Origin of the sequence: Falsiroseomonas oryzae (assembly GCF_027856955.1) — a bacterium.
Lineage (GTDB): Bacteria > Pseudomonadota > Alphaproteobacteria > Acetobacterales > Acetobacteraceae > Falsiroseomonas > Falsiroseomonas oryzae.
The window spans coordinates 1-808 of record NZ_JAPSMD010000927.1 but is presented as its reverse complement, the minus strand read 5'-3'; the positions used below and the strand labels follow the sequence as shown (position 1 = coordinate 808).

The window sequence follows — 808 nt, the reverse complement described above, 5'->3', positions numbered from 1 at the left end:
CGCCCTACTCGCCGCGCTCGTCGCCCTGCCGGTGCTGCTCATGGTGCTCGGTGCCTGGGCCGCCTGGAGGAACGCGTGGACCGCCGCGGAGGCCGAGGTCGCCCAGGCCGCCGAGGCCGTCGCCGAGTACGGGCTGCGCGTGCTGGGCGCGCACGCCGCCGCCGCGGGCCGCGTGGACGCCCTGCTCCGCGGCCTGCCCGACGAGGCGGTCCATGCCCGCGAGGCCGAGCTCCACCGGGAGCTGCGAGCGCTGGTCGCCGAGATGCCGCAGGCCGAGGCGGCCTACGTGATCGACCGCGACGGCGCCGTGCTGCTCAGCGCCAACATCTTCCCGGTGCCCCGCGCGGCGTGGCCCGCCGCCGACCGCGACTTCTTCCTGGACCTCCGCGCCGACGGCGCGCCCGCTGCGCATGTCAGCCGGGTCCACACCGGCCGCCTCGACGACTCGGTCTTCTTCGCCGTCAGCCGCCGCCGGACCGGCACGGGCAACGCGGACCTGCCGCCCGGCGCCTTCGAAGGGGTGGTGAACCTCTCGGTCTACCCGAACCGCCTCGCCGAGGGGCTGCGCCGGATCATGCCGCGCGAGTCCGACGTCGCTGTGCTGATCCGCGCCGACGGCGAGGTCCTCGCGCGCAGCACCGGCCTGGGCGCGCCGGTGCGGCTGCCGCCGGCTGGCCCCTTCGCCCAGGGCATCGCCGGCGGCGCCGAGCGGGCGGCCTTCATGGGCACGTCGGTGGTGGACGGCGTGCGCCGCCTGTACGCGGTGCGGCGGATCGAGGGCTGGCCGGTCTACGCGCAGGCCGCGCGG

1 protein-coding gene is annotated in these 808 nt (G+C 77.6%); it reads left to right on the top strand.

Features of this window, described 5'->3' with window-relative positions; translation table 11 throughout:
* Positions 1–808, top strand: an 808-nt coding sequence (locus OZN99_RS32740) for a PDC sensor domain-containing protein (RefSeq protein ID WP_270939348.1), incomplete at both ends; no start/stop codon positions are given.